The organism is Sandarakinorhabdus sp., from assembly GCF_051860625.1.
Taxonomy (GTDB): Bacteria; Pseudomonadota; Alphaproteobacteria; order Sphingomonadales; family Sphingomonadaceae; genus Sandarakinorhabdus.
This window is the reverse complement of record NZ_JBHYDQ010000001.1, coordinates 56,987-69,889: the sequence shown is the minus strand read 5'-3', so window position 1 is coordinate 69,889 and position 12,903 is coordinate 56,987. Positions and strand designations below refer to the sequence as shown.

Below are 12,903 nucleotides of genomic sequence, written 5' to 3'. Positions count from 1 at the left end.
GACGAAAAATTTTCGGCCGAATAGGCGAGGTTGCGCAGGCTGAGATCAAGCTCCCCCTGAAATTCGGTGAAGTGGTGGCCGCAGGCAAAGCCGTGCACATGCCCCTGGGCCAGGACCGGAGAAGCGGCCGCCAGAAGCAATAATCCAAGTGCCAACCGCATGATCTCGTTCCCCCCCCCTGAATTAAACGAAGGTAAATTCTTACGGAAGAAACACGGCGTTCGTCCAGTTTTTTTCTGGTGGTCCGATTCAATCGGTCTGGCCGCACGAAAAATGGTCCGTTCGGCAAGGTCATTCCACGAATTCCGCCAGTTCCGGGATGCGGGTGAAGGCAATGGCCGGCCCGCGTGACCTCGTGGCGCCGCGTTCGTCATGGCCCAGCGTGACGGCGTCGCGGCCGAATCGGTTGTTCACCTTGTCCATCGCCTGGCTCAACGCCAATCGGCGGGCATCGGTGCGCGCGCATAGCAGTGCACCCGAATCGAACAGATCGGCCTGCGCTGCATCGGCCGGTGACAGATCGGACAGCACGACACCGACCTGCAGCAGGCGGCGATGGGGGAAGGCGGCCTCCATCTGCGCCCACAGGCCGTCCATCGCCTCGATCAGGCTGAGGCTGTCCATCACCTGGCCCAGCTTGACCCCGGCCTTCCATCTGGTGCCGCGGGTTTCGCCCTTCACGAACAGGCCGAGCCAACTGGTGCGCAAATTGGCACGGCGCAGGCGCGTGCCGGCCTTCATCACCAGCCGCCGCGCCACCAGCCGGGCCATGGGCAGCGGGCGCTTGTCCGGCCCCAGCACATGGCTGTGCCCGATGCTTTTCTGCGCATGCACCACATCGGCGATTTCGTGGCCGTGCAGCAGCATATGCAGCCGTTCGCCCCACACGCTGCCCCAGGCCTGGCGCGCCTGCGCTGGTGTCATCGCCAGCAACTGCGCCATCGTTACCAGCCCGGCGGCGGCCAGGCGTTTTTCCATGGCGCGGCCGACACCGGGAATATCGGATAACGGCAGGTCCGACAGGCGCGCGGCGCGCACATCGTCGGTCAGGATGGTCAGCCCGTCGGGTTTCTGCATGTCGGCCGCCATCTTGGCGAGCAGGCGATTGCTGGCAACGCCAATGGAGGCCGTGAGACACGCCCCCACATTGGCGGCCAGCCCGGCCTTGATCCGCCTTGCGAGGTCGGCAGCCATGGCCGGGCTGTTCTCATTGTCCATCAGGCGGCACGCCACCTCGTCGATGGAACAGACATTGGTCACTGGTACATGCCGGTTCACTTCGGCGATGATCCTGTGGTGGAACCGCACATATTCATCGTGGCGGCCGGGCACGATCACCAGATCGCGGCACTTGGCCTTGGCCTCCCAGATCTTCGTGCCGGTGCGGATGCCGTAAGCCTTGGCTTCGTAACTGGCGGCAATCGCGCTGGTGCTGTCGGTCATCACCGGGGCCACCACCACTGGGCGCCCGCGCAAATCGGGATTCAACTGCTGCTCAACGCTGGCGAAATAGCTGTTGAGATCGAGATAGAGCCAGCGAAGAGGCAGCGACTCAGCCATACGGGCACGATAGCATGGTAAGAACAAAAAAAGAACAATCGCCATGCGTCAGTTGGGTAGTTTTCCGCTGCGCGCCAGCCTGTATGGTGCGCGGCCATGACAAGCAGCCCTGATGAGCGCGCCTTGCTGGCGCAGGTCGATGAACCGGATGGCATAAGGGCCGTGTCGGCCGCGTCGCTGGCCGGCCGGCAATTGCGTTATTATGATGTGGCGATGGCGGCCTTTGCCGTGATCCTGATCTGCTCCAATCTGATCGGGGCGGGCAAGCCGGCGCAACTCGATCTGCCGCTGTGGGGCACGGTCACCTTCGGTGCGGGCATATTGTTCTTTCCGCTCAGCTATGTGCTCGGTGATGTGCTCACCGAAGTCTATGGTTTTGCGCGCGCGCGGCGGGTGGTGTGGGTGGGCTTTGCCGCCTCGATCTTTGCCGCCACCATGAGTTTTGTGGTGGTCAGCCTGCCGCCCGATCCGGCGTGGCAAGGGCAGGCGGCCCTGGCCGACGTGTTTGGCCAGGTGCCGCGCATCTTCATCGCGTCGATCATCGCCTTCTGGGCCGGCGAAATGGCCAATGCCTTCGTGATGGCCCGGATGAAATTGCTCACCGGCGGCAAGATGCTGTGGACGCGCACCATCGGCTCGACCGTGGTGGGACAGGGTGTCGATTCGCTGCTGTTCTACCCGCTGGCGTTTGGCGGCATCTGGGAGACGTCGTTGGTCATCCAGGTGTTGTTCACCAACTATGTGCTGAAAGTGCTGTGGGAAGCCGCCCTCACGCCCGTCACCTATCGCGTGGTGGCGTGGTTCAAGGAGGCCGAGGGCCTGGACGTGTTCGACACCGGCACCGATTTCACGCCGTTCACGACGCGGGTGTAGCCGGGTTCGGCCGGCCGATACCGGTTTTGGCTGGCATTCTTGCCTTGCCGCCGGTTCAGGCGGCGCGCGCCACCACCGCGCCGCTGCCGGTGTGGATCACCTGCTCGACGCCGTCCACGATCCGGAACACGGTGCCTTGCGGTGCCCGCGGCGCCACGGGGACGCCGTGCCAGGAGTCGCCGCCGACCAGCAATCCGCGCAGCACGCCGGCAGTGATGCCGTGGCTGATGGCCAGCACTGGCCGGGTGGGAGAGAGGCTGGCGAGCCAGTCGTTGAGGCGATCGGCGATCTGCGGGAACCATTCGCCGCCTGGCGGCGGTTCGCAGAACAGGCCACGTTCCGTATCGACGATGGGGCGGCCGAGTTCGGCGACGATATCGTGATACCAGCGGCCTTCCCAATCGCCGACATCGATTTCCAGCAGGCGATCATCGCGCTGCCACTTGAAGAAATCGAGGCCGAGATGCTCACCGACGATTGCCGCCGTCTGCTGGGTGCGGCCCGAAGGCGATACCCACAGATCGAGATCGGGGGCCTCGCCAAGGGTTTCGCGCAGGGCGGCGCCCATCGCTTCGGCCTGGGCGATGCCGGCGCGGGTAAGCGGGGTGTGCGCCCTGTTGCCCTGCATGCGGGCGGCGGCGTTGAACACGGTTTCGGCGTGGCGGGCGAGAATCAAATCCATGGCGCAACCATAAGCCGATATTGCCGCACATCGCCACTACCGCACGCCGCATGAATGGCTATAGTGATGATGAAATTATCGCGACAACAGGGATCAGGATGAAAGCTACCGTCGAACGGGCAACGCTGCTGAAATGTCTGGGCCATATCCAGTCGGTGGTTGAACGCCGCAACACCATCCCGATCCTGTCCAACGTGCTGATCGAGGCGCGCGGTGATGGCTTGCGGTTGATGGCCACCGATCTTGATCTGCAGGTGGTGGAAACCATCCCGGCGGCGATCGATGTGAACGGCGCCACCACGGTTTCGGCGCACACCCTGTTCGATATCGCCCGCAAGCTTCCCGAAGGCGCGCAGGTCGAACTGGCGGTGTCGGGTGAACGGATGAGCGTGGTATCGGCGCGCAGCCGGTTCAGCCTGTCGACGCTGAAGCGTGACGATTTCCCGGTGATTGCCGAAACCGATCTGCCGGTGCGCTTCACGCTGAGCGCGGCCGATCTGAAGGAATTGATCGACGCGACGCGCTTCGCGATTTCCACCGAGGAAACGCGCTATTATCTGAACGGCATCTATCTGCACGCCACGGCCGGCACGGCGCCGCGCTTGCGCGGTGTGGCCACCGATGGCCACCGTCTCGCCCGCATCGAGCTTGATCTGCCCGCCGGTGCGGCCGACATGCCGGGCGTGATCGTGCCGCGCAAATGCGTGAACGAAGTGCGCAAGTTGCTCGATGAAATGGCGGCCGATGCGCCGGTGGAAATCAGCCTGTCATCGGCGAAGATCCGCTTCAAATTCTCGGCGGATAGCACGCTGACCAGCAAGCTGATCGACGGCACCTTCCCGGATTACAGCCGGGTGATCCCTACCGCCAACGACAAGCTGCTGAAGATCGACGCGAAGGGCCTGGCCGAAGGCGTGGACCGGGTCGCGGCGATTGCCACCACCGAAAAGACCCGCGCGGTGAAATTGTCGCTGGGGCCGGACAAGGTGACATTGTCGGTGACCAGCCCGGAAAATGGCACCGCTTCGGAAGAAGTGCCGGCGGATTATGGTGCCGACGCGCTGGAGGTCGGCTTCAACTATCGCTATCTGCTCGATATTCTCTCGCAGGTCGGCAGCGATCAGGTCGATATGCACCTGGCCGATGCCTCGGCGCCGACGTTGATCCGCGAGAATGACGATTCGCGGGCGCTGTATGTGTTGATGCCGATGCGGGTCTGAGCAGCAGGTGTGAACCGGGCGCTCAATGCCCGCCCAGCCGCTCCGCCAATATATGCTGCACCGTCGGCTGCATGCGGGCGTTGTAGCGGGCGAGCACCGGGTGATCGCCGCTGCTGCCATAATGGGTGACCAGATCGCGCCCCGTCCAGTAATGCAGCGCAAATCCGGGCGCTTCGGCCACGATCATGTCGCGGCCGTCCGGCGCCTCCGGGTCGATCTCGCGGAAATCGATGGCCACCTGCGGCGCGGCCGATGGGCACACGGCCAGGGTGGTACCGTGCCAGCCGGTGACGATCGCGCGGTGCAGATGGCCGGTAACCATGCGGATGACATGGGGGTGACGCTCCACTACGGCGGCCAGCCGGCGCACCCACGGGGAGTCCAGATCTTCGGTCATCCAGCCATTGCCGGTTTCGATCGGCGGGTGGTGAAGCACCAGCATGGTCGGGCTTGTATCTTCGGCCAATGTCGTATCCAGCCAGGTGGCCTGCTCCGCAGAAAAGGCGCCACCGTGATGGCCCTCCTCCAGCGTATCGAGCACGACGAAGCGCAGCGGCCCGTGCACGAAGGCATATTGGACATGGCCTGATGGCAGCACCGGCACGTCGGGGAACACGCTGCGGAAGTTGCTGCGCTCGTCATGGTTGCCGAGCGCGAAGTGCACCGGGAACGGCAGGCGTTCGGTGATGAGTTTCAGGGTCTGATAGGACGCCAAGCTGCCATGTTCGGTCAGGTCGCCGGTGGCCAGCAGCAGATCCGGCTGCGGCGTCAGCGCCAGCAGCGCATCCACCACCTCGTCAAACCGCTTGCGGTTCAACTCCGCCGGGTCGTCCGGCTGAAAGCCGAGATGGATATCGGTCACCTGGGCAATCAACATCACAAGGCCCCCGGCGTCTGCGCCCACATGGCGTTAATCTGTCGTCTGACAGGTACGTAATCCTGGCCAAATCTGACGCAGTTGCGACACTTTCGCAAGTGCGCAAGTTGCATCAGGACCGACCTGGCCCATTGCGTGCCGCCGCGATGCGGGCCGGCGCGCCGCCATGGCCGGCCGGCAGCGGCGCGCGCGTGTCGCCGCCTTCGTGGAAACCATGGCAGGTGTCGCAACTGTCGCCGGCCTTGGCGGCGGCGGGCAGCAGCGCCTTGGTCGGCGCACCGTGGCATTCGCGGCAATTTGCCACGCCGGGGATCAGCACGTCGCTCGACAGTTTCGATTTCAGCACGTCGGTGTGGCAGGCGACGCAGGCGGCCTGGCCGGTCTTGCCATCATAGCTTTTGTGCTGGCCGTGCGGGAACTGGCCCTGCGGCAGATAATGATCGTTGATCGACACGTCCGCGATGGTGAAGCGCTTGGTCACATCGGCAGCGCGCGTGTCGGTGACAAGGTGGCAATCGGTGCAGATGCCCTTTCCGGGCACCCCGCCGCCCGTGAACACGGCTTCCACGGCCGCTGCGGCACGGGCGCGGGCATCGCCGATGCCGCCCAGCCGCAACTGCGCCGCCTCCACCTCTGCCATGCGGCCCGGCAGCCGGCGTTCGAATGCGATGCGCTGCACGCCGGCGCGCGGTGCCACCGCCTGCGCCAGATAGAAATCGCGGATGATGCCCGCCACCTGCGCCGGCTTGCCGTGCGGCAGCGTGCGCAGCGTGCCGCCATCGCGGGCAAAGGCCAGATCATGGCATTCGCCGCAATTGGCCTCCATCTCGATCGGCTTGAAGCGCAACTGATCACTGTCCGGCTTGTGGCAATAGCTGCAGGGCAGGGCGCCATCGGCATTTACCGGCATGCCCTGTTTTTGCGCCATGTTGGCAACCGCATTGCGGGTCGATTGATGGATGTCGTGCGGATAGATCAGGCCGGAACGTTCGCGCGCACCGGCCAGGGCGACACGGGTGAACTGCGGCTTGTCCACAGACGGCGCCGACACCAGGGTGGCGCGGAAATCAGGATGCTTGCTCCAGCTCGGCACGTCAGCGACCTGCGTGTCGCCCAGCCGCGTTTTCATGCCGTCATGGCAATCGGTGCAGAAGCTGGCGGCCACCGTCATCACGGTTGCTTCGCCTTCATGCTCCTTGTGGCAACTGGTGCAGCGCCCCTGCGGCAGGTTGAAGGTCTTGTGTGCGATACCGATGATGCCGGTTTCCGGCGCCTGGCTGCTGGCAAGGCGGGATGGCTTGGCATGATCGGGCAGGGCCGCGGGCGTGTGGCAGGCCTTGCAACTGCTGTCGGTTACGGAAACAAACGCCTGATTGTGGCAGGCGCCGCAATTGTTGGACAGGCTGGCGTGGGCGTTGGACAATTTGCCGGTGGACCACAGCTCATCCGGCGCCGGGCCGCCGGGCGGCACACTGCGCGGCTGTGGCACCTGCAGGCCAACGCCAAAGGCCTTGCCGGCCGGCACCGGCCGCGACGCCTCGGCCACCATGTCACGTGGCAGCACGGCGCGGTCTTCGCCCAGGAAATGCAGCAACGGCAGCAGCAGCATGACCACCAGCACGGCCAGCCCGCCGACCCAGGCGAGGCGCCGCCGTGTCGGCATCGCGCCCTGCAACGAAAAGACCGACGTTTCCTGCGCTGCATCGGCGGTGTCGAGCGGCGGCACCACGCGTTCTGCAGTGACGGCAACAGCGCCATCTTCGCCGGCCGACAGCGACAGGCGGAACGGGCCAATGTCGATCGCTGGCGCATCGGCCAACTGCACATCGGCGCGGGTGACGAACTTGCCGGCAACCTCGACGGGCACGCCGCCGGTGGTCTCCACGCTCACCCGGCCCGGTGCGATCTGCACCAGGCGGGCGTGGCGCAGCATCACCGCCAGATCGGCAAGCTGGATATCGCAATCGGTGCCGCGGCCAACGCTGATCTCGGCCGTCCCCAACGTGCGCGTGCGAATGATATCGCCACCGTCGGCGCGCTTGGCGACCTGGCGGATGATGAAGCTCATGGCTTGCCCCCACACAGCATCGACATCACCAATAGATGAACACGGAGAGGATATGCGCCAGCAGCGCCGCGATCAACGCGACGGTCACCGGCACATGGATGTACAACCAGAATTCCAGCTGCGCCTTCAGCCGGATATGGCGGCGGGCCTGGCTCAAGGCCGCCTCCTTGCGCTCCAGCAGGAACTGGACCTGCCGCACAAGATCATCGCCGCGGCCGGCGCGCATGTCGGTCATCACCCGGTCTGAAATCGCCGCCAGTGCCCGGGCATTGCCATCATTGTCGTAATTGCCCCACAGGCGCTGGCGCAGCGACCCGGCAATCCGGCATTCCTCCAGGCTCAATCGCACCAGCGCCGCATCTTCCGGCCCCAGCGGCTGCGCAGCGGCATCGAGCTGGCGATCGAGGGTGCGGACCGCCTCCAGCATCTGCAGCTGGGTGACCTCACCGCGATTGGCGGACAGTCTTTCGGGCAGATTGGCATAAAGGCTGATGCCCCACAGGCCGGACAGGATGACGATCATCATCAGCACCCAGGCCAGGGTGTGAACATTCAGGCCGAGCTGAAACCCGGTGTGCAGCGTGCCGATGACGATCAGCGACAGGCCCAGATAGACATGCGCGCTGGTCCAGCCCTTCAGGCTGAACGGTTTGGAACCGATCACGCGTTTGCGCACGCCGAGCAGGGACAGCCAGATGATCATGCCGGCGCCGATGGTGCCGAGCGTATAGCCCAGCCAGGTGCCGCCATTGTGGCGGGGGATCGGATCGGTGAGCAGATAGGTGAGCAAGGCCACCAGCGACAGCGTGCCGGCAATCTTGGCCCAGCGGGCGCGGCGATGGGTGAGAAAGCCCTCGTGCGCCGAATCACGCGGCGCGCGCTTCACGGCCTTGCCGCTCATCACCTTGCGGGTGGTGCCGGGTACAGGGGGGGCGTTGCTGGCCATCAGCCGTTGTCCCGGCCCATCAGGGCGACGCCGAGAAATTGTTCGGGGGAGACGCGGATGGCCGCCCCGGTCGGGCAGGCGCGCACGCAGGCCGGGCCGCCTTCCTGGCCCGAACACATGTCGCACTTGATCGCCTTCTTGGCCTTTTCGGCATAGGCCGGATCGGATTTCTTCGACCATTTGGAGCTGGGCTCACCGGGGCCGGGCCCGCTGCCGAACAGGAACCAGCTCAGCAGCCAGGGCTTTTTCGGCGGCACCTTGTCCATGCGGATCACGCCATAGGGGCAGTTGCGCTGGCAATTGCCGCAGCCAATGCAGGTGTCGTCGATATAGACTTCGCCGGTCGGGCCTCGGTGAATGGCATTGGGCGGGCAATCGGCCATGCAATGCGGATGTTCACAGTGGCGGCAACTGGTCGGCACGTGCAGATGCGCATAGGTGCGCCCGGCCTCGCGATCGAGCCGCGACAGGCCATCATGGGTATCCGCGCAGGCCTTCTCGCAATTGTCGCAGCCGACGCACAATTTCTCGTCGATCAGCAGCACGTCGGTGGCTTCGCCGACGCCCTGTTCGACCAGGAAATTGGCGACGCCGGTGTACATGTCGACCACCGACGAGAAACTGTCCTTCTTGGATTCGATGAAATTGTTCAGCGACACGCGGCTGGCCATTTCGCCGCGCAATTTGTCGAGCAATTGCGGTTTGGCGGCGAGCAGCGCGCGGAACGGCTCACCGGACAGGCGGATGACGTCGCTCTTCACGGCGGCGCGCACGGTGGCGCTGCGCGGGGCGCCATCGATCACGCCCATTTCGCCCACGAACGATCCGGCCGGCACATAGGAAAGGAACACCGGTTTGCCGCCCAGCGACTTTTCCACCACCATCGAACCCGACCGGATGATGAAGATGTCGTCGCCGATTTCGCCTTCCTTGATGATGGACTGGCCGGCGCGGATGGTTTCCACCTTGGATGCGGCGATCACGTCCACCAGATCGGCCGGCGCCAGCCCCGATTTGAAGATCTGCAAAAGGCTGCGTTCGGTGGTGACGCGGGTGATCTCGCGGGCGGCCGACGGCACCTGGCTCATCAGCTTCAGCGCGGCGTTGCGGCTGATCTCCACCAGGATGCAATCGCTGCCGGCCCGGATGGTGGCGCCGCGACGCCGCCCGGAAATCAGGCCAACTTCGCCAAAGATGGTGCCGGCACCCACCGGCACGGTGATCGACGGATCGCTGGGGTTCACCTCGACGAGGACCTGGCCCTGCGCGATGCCGAACAGGGATGATCCCGGCGCGTTGCGTTCGAACACCACATCGCCGGCACGGTAGAGTTTCACGGTCGAATCGAGCATGAACTCGCGCATCTGCAGGCTGCTCATGCCCGTAAGGATCGACACGCTGGCGCGCAGATATTCCAGCCAGTCGGCAACGCTTCTGTTGCCGGGCAGACCGGCCAGCTTGGCTTCCAGGATGGGTTCGTCGGCCGGCTTCAGACCCAGATTGCCGTTGATGAACTCCACGACATCATGGCCCTGGTTCATGCAATGCTTGATCAGCGGATAGCCGGCGAGCGCGCCCACCACATAAATGCCCGGCGCCGTCGATTCGAAGGTGGCCGACAGTTTCGGGAAGGCCAGTCGGTCGCCCGAGGCAAATTCCACGCCGCAGCCTTCGACGAAGCCGCGCGGCGGCGCCGATCCCATGCGGGCGATCACCCGGTCACAGCGGGCGCGCACTTCACCGTCGCGGCTGTCGAGCGTGATCCAGCCCGGCTCGATGCTACGCGTCGTCGTTTCGGTCATGATGCTCATGCGGCCCGAATCGCGCGCCGCCAGCAGCGCCTTGACGTTGGCATCCTTGGCAGTGGCGAAATCGGCCGAGCGGTTGACCAGCGTGACCGTGTTGTTCTGCGCCGGATCGGCCGCCAGCCCGAGCGCGTTTTCGATGCCGGCATCGCCGCCGCCGATGACGAAAATATGTTCGTCGGTATATTCGGTCGGATCATCAAGTTGATATTGCACATGGGGCAGGTTGCCGCCGGGGCATGCCATCAGATTGGGATTGCCCTGCGTGCCGATGGCCAGGATCACCGTATCGGCCATGATCTCTTCGCCGTTGGTCAGCGTCAGCCGATAGGGCGGCGCGAGGCGCTGGATTTCCCTGGTTTCGCTGGTGCCATCACGTTTGCGGCTGACGATCTTCATGATCGATCCGGCAATGGCCTCCCCGGTGCCGACAATCGCCTTCACTTCGGCATGATATTTCACCAGCACCTGCGCGGCGCTGGTCTGCTCGCTCCAGGTGTCGAGCACCGCTTCGCGCTTGCCGGCGTCGAAATCCAGCGGGGACCTGAGCACCAACTGCGATGGCGTCGCCATCACATGTTTGCCCTTCTGATATTTGTAGATCGTGTCCGACAGATGGTCGGTTTTCTCAAGCAGCACATGGCTCAAACCCAGACGCGCGGCGTGTGCCGCCGCCGACAGGCCGGCCGGCCCAGAGCCCACGATTGCGATGCGATACGTCGTCACAACGGTCTTGCCCCCCGGATCAAGCCCTGCTTACCCACCACAGTTACAGATTAAACCCTACCATCTTGATACGTATCGGCTAGAGCAAGAATTGCATCGGTGGCATTTTATCCGCCACACTGCTCAGCCAACCCGCTGGAGACGCGCCGCCCATGCTTGCCGAAATCGGCCATTTTGCCCTGATCCTCGCGCTTCTGGTGGCAACGGCGCAGGCCGTGCTGCCGATGATCGGCGCCGTGCGCGGCGATGCGGCGTTCATGGCCTTCGGGCGCAGCGCCGCCAGCCTGCAGGCGGTGCTGATCACGATCAGCTTTGCCTGCCTGATGATCCTGTTCGGCCAGGCCGATTTTTCGGTGGCCGTGGTCGCCAATCACAGCGCCCTGTCGCAGCCGCTGGCCTATCGGCTGGCCGCGACCTGGGGCAATCACGAAGGCTCGATCCTGCTGTGGGTGCTGGTGCTGGCGATCTATGGTGCTGGCATCGCGCGTTTTGGCGACAATCTGCGCGCCACGCTGCAGGCCCGCATCCTCAGCATCCAGGCGATCATCTCGGTCGCCTTTCTGGCATTTGCCCTGTTCACCTCCAATCCCTTCGCCCGGCTCAATCCGGCGCCGTTCGATGGTGCCGAACTGAACCCGCTGCTGCAGGACCCCGGTCTCGTCTTCCACCCGCCGCTGCTGTATCTCGGCTATGTCGGCCTGTCGGTCACGTTCAGCTTTGCCGTGGCCGCGCTGCTGGAAGGCCGCGCCGATCCGGCCTGGGCGCGCTGGATGCGGCCCTGGGTGCTGGCGGCGTGGGTGCCGCTGACCTGCGGCATCGCGCTGGGCAGTTTCTGGGCCTATTATGAACTGGGCTGGGGTGGCTGGTGGTTCTGGGATCCGGTGGAAAACGCCAGTTTCATGCCCTGGCTGATCGCGACTGCGTTGCTGCATTCCGCCATCGTCACCGAAAAGCGCGGCAGCCTGGCCGGCTGGACGATCCTGCTCGCCATATTGGCTTTCTCATTGTCGCTGATCGGCACGTTCCTGGTGCGGTCGGGCATTCTCACGTCCGTGCATGCCTTTGCCGTCGATCCGGAACGCGGCGTGTTCATCCTGGCGATGATCATCGGCGCCACCGGTTCTGCGCTCGGCCTGTTTGCCCTGCGCGCGCCGATGCTGCGCTCTGGCGCGCTGTTCGGCAGTGTCAGCCGCGAATCGGGGCTGACACTCAACAATCTGCTGCTGATGGCGCTGACCGCGGTGGTGTTCCTCGGCACCTTCTATCCGGTGATCATGGAGGCGATTTCGCCGACCAACAAGATTTCCGTGGGTCCGCCTTATTACAATCTGGTGTTCGCGCCGCTGGCGATTCCGTTGCTGATTCTGGTCACCATCGGGCCGGTGCTGGCCTGGAAACGTGACGAACTGGGCCGTGTCGGCCGCAAATTGCTGGTGCCCGCTGCCGGCGTGCTGGGGCTGCTGGCCGGCTTGATGCTGTGGCTGGGCGCCGCGCAAGTCTCGGCGGTGTTCGGCCTGGCGCTGGGCGCCTGGCTGATCCTCGGTGCCTTGCTGGTGCTGGCGCGGCGCTGGTGGGGGGCAAGCGGCTTTTCGTGGCGGCTGGTCCGCACCACGCCGGCGGCCACGATCGGTCTGGTGCTGGCCCACGCCGGGCTGGGCGTCACCACCGCCGGCATTTCCGCGATGGGCGCGTTTTCCGCCGAGAAGATCCTGGTGATGCGCCCCGGCGAAACCGCCACCGCGGGCCCGCTGTCGGTCACCATGGTGGGTGCACAAGAACTGGATGGCGCCAATTATCGCGCGCTGCGCGCCCAGTTCAGCGTGACGCAGAATGGCAGCGTCAGCACGCTGTTTTCCGAACGCCGGCTCTACACCGTGTCCGGCAACCAGACGACCGAGGCCGCCATCGACGCCTCGATCATCGGCAATCAATATATCGCCATCGGCGATGTGCAGGCCGATGCGCGCGGCCAGGGCCTTGTCGTGCGCATTTACTGGCATCCGCTGGTCGGCTGGATCTGGTTCGGCGGACTGTTGATGGCGATGGGTGGTTCGGCGTCGCTGGCAGACCGGCGTTTCCGCATCGGCGCGCCGCAGGTGCGTGTCCCTCTTGCGCCCAACATGGTTCCGGCCGAATAAGCCAGCGA

General features: G+C 64.8%; 9 protein-coding genes. 3 read left to right on the top strand and 6 right to left on the bottom strand.

What is annotated here, in order from left to right; genetic code table 11:
• Nucleotides 1–291: 291 nt before the first annotated feature.
• Complete coding sequence (locus ACTIEZ_RS00315) at nucleotides 292–1,560, bottom strand: DNA polymerase Y family protein (protein ID WP_439544649.1); 1,269 nt, start codon at nucleotides 1,558–1,560, stop codon at nucleotides 292–294.
• Nucleotides 1,561–1,656: 96 nt separating this feature from the next.
• On the opposite strand from ACTIEZ_RS00315, the gene ACTIEZ_RS00310 reads away from it, so the two are divergent.
• Complete coding sequence (locus ACTIEZ_RS00310) at nucleotides 1,657–2,433, top strand: queuosine precursor transporter (protein ID WP_439544648.1); 777 nt, start codon at nucleotides 1,657–1,659, stop codon at nucleotides 2,431–2,433.
• Nucleotides 2,434–2,488: 55 nt separating this feature from the next.
• Here ACTIEZ_RS00310 and ACTIEZ_RS00305 read toward each other — a convergent pair whose 3' ends face one another.
• Nucleotides 2,489–3,115, bottom strand: coding sequence for a histidine phosphatase family protein (locus ACTIEZ_RS00305; RefSeq protein ID WP_439544647.1), 627 nt, complete (start codon nucleotides 3,113–3,115; stop codon nucleotides 2,489–2,491).
• Nucleotides 3,116–3,213: 98 nt separating this feature from the next.
• Between ACTIEZ_RS00305 and dnaN the strand changes: the two genes are divergently transcribed.
• The gene (gene dnaN / locus ACTIEZ_RS00300) at nucleotides 3,214–4,335 is read left to right on the top strand and encodes a DNA polymerase III subunit beta (protein ID WP_439544646.1); all 1,122 of its coding nucleotides are present in this window, start codon (nucleotides 3,214–3,216) and stop codon (nucleotides 4,333–4,335) included.
• Nucleotides 4,336–4,357: 22 nt separating this feature from the next.
• Here the strand turns inward: dnaN and ACTIEZ_RS00295 are convergent, their stop codons facing one another.
• From ACTIEZ_RS00295 to ACTIEZ_RS00280, 4 genes are all read right to left on the bottom strand, one after another.
• Complete coding sequence (locus tag ACTIEZ_RS00295; protein ID WP_439544645.1) at nucleotides 4,358–5,212, bottom strand: phosphodiesterase; 855 nt, start codon at nucleotides 5,210–5,212, stop codon at nucleotides 4,358–4,360.
• Between the two features lie 112 nt (nucleotides 5,213–5,324).
• Nucleotides 5,325–7,280: a cytochrome c3 family protein gene (locus ACTIEZ_RS00290; protein WP_439544644.1), complete on the bottom strand. Its 1,956-nt coding sequence runs from the start codon at nucleotides 7,278–7,280 to the stop codon at nucleotides 5,325–5,327.
• 25 nt (nucleotides 7,281–7,305) lie between these two features.
• Entirely contained in the window at nucleotides 7,306–8,226 is a 921-nt protein-coding gene (locus ACTIEZ_RS00285; RefSeq protein WP_439544643.1) for a hypothetical protein, read from the bottom strand.
• Complete coding sequence (locus tag ACTIEZ_RS00280; protein WP_439544642.1) at nucleotides 8,226–10,757, bottom strand: cyclic nucleotide-binding domain-containing protein; 2,532 nt, start codon at nucleotides 10,755–10,757, stop codon at nucleotides 8,226–8,228. Before ACTIEZ_RS00280 ends, ACTIEZ_RS00285 begins: the two co-directional genes overlap by 1 nt.
• A gap of 152 nt (nucleotides 10,758–10,909) precedes the next feature.
• Between ACTIEZ_RS00280 and ACTIEZ_RS00275 the strand changes: the two genes are divergently transcribed.
• A complete protein-coding gene (locus ACTIEZ_RS00275) occupies nucleotides 10,910–12,895 on the top strand; it encodes a heme lyase CcmF/NrfE family subunit (RefSeq protein ID WP_439544641.1) in 1,986 nt (661 codons plus the stop codon).
• Nucleotides 12,896–12,903: the final 8 nt, after the last annotated feature.

What these genes read in the sequence shown, in the direction of transcription:
- ACTIEZ_RS00315 (WP_439544649.1), bottom strand. Translation starts at nt 1,560, where the DNA reads ATGGCTGAGTCGCTGCCTCTTCGCTGGCTCTATCTCGATCTCAACAGC.
- ACTIEZ_RS00310 (WP_439544648.1), top strand. Translation starts at nt 1,657, where the DNA reads ATGACAAGCAGCCCTGATGAGCGCGCCTTGCTGGCGCAGGTCGATGAA.
- ACTIEZ_RS00305 (WP_439544647.1), bottom strand. Translation starts at nt 3,115, where the DNA reads ATGGATTTGATTCTCGCCCGCCACGCCGAAACCGTGTTCAACGCCGCC.
- dnaN (WP_439544646.1), top strand. Translation starts at nt 3,214, where the DNA reads ATGAAAGCTACCGTCGAACGGGCAACGCTGCTGAAATGTCTGGGCCAT.
- ACTIEZ_RS00295 (WP_439544645.1), bottom strand. Translation starts at nt 5,212, where the DNA reads ATGTTGATTGCCCAGGTGACCGATATCCATCTCGGCTTTCAGCCGGAC.
- ACTIEZ_RS00290 (WP_439544644.1), bottom strand. Translation starts at nt 7,280, where the DNA reads ATGAGCTTCATCATCCGCCAGGTCGCCAAGCGCGCCGACGGTGGCGAT.
- ACTIEZ_RS00285 (WP_439544643.1), bottom strand. Translation starts at nt 8,226, where the DNA reads ATGGCCAGCAACGCCCCCCCTGTACCCGGCACCACCCGCAAGGTGATG.
- ACTIEZ_RS00275 (WP_439544641.1), top strand. Translation starts at nt 10,910, where the DNA reads ATGCTTGCCGAAATCGGCCATTTTGCCCTGATCCTCGCGCTTCTGGTG.